Annotated in this window: 1 protein-coding gene; it reads right to left on the reverse strand. The window is 61.8% G+C overall.

The genetic code is table 11. The features are described 5' to 3' along the window. The coding region (locus SB679_RS23320) for an ATP-binding cassette domain-containing protein (RefSeq protein ID WP_410704664.1) at positions 1-372 on the reverse strand (372 nt) is incomplete at both ends.

Consider the following 372-nt stretch of genomic DNA (forward strand, 5'->3'; position numbering starts at 1 on the left):
AGCATCAGCTGGGGTTTCATGGCCAGTGCCCGGGCAATAGCGATGCGCTGCTGCTGCCCGCCGGAGAGCTCCTGCGGGTAGGAGCTCCCGCGGTCGCCCAGCCCAACACGGTCCAGCAAGGCCTGCGCCTCCACTACCACCTCTTTGCGCGGGCGGCCCAGCACATGGACCGGAGCCTCAATGATGTTCTCCAGGACCGTTTTGTGCCCGAACAGGTTGAACCTCTGGAACACCATGCCGATGTTCCGGCGCTGGCGTGCGATGTCTTTGAGGTGCAACTCGTGGAGCTTGCCATCCTTCTCCTTGTAGCCAATGAGTTCATCATTGACCCGGATGCGACCGGCGCTGATGGTCTCCAGATGGTTGATGCAC

The organism is Chryseobacterium sp. SIMBA_029 (assembly GCF_046535275.1).
Classification (GTDB): Bacteria; Bacteroidota; Bacteroidia; order Flavobacteriales; family Weeksellaceae; genus Chryseobacterium.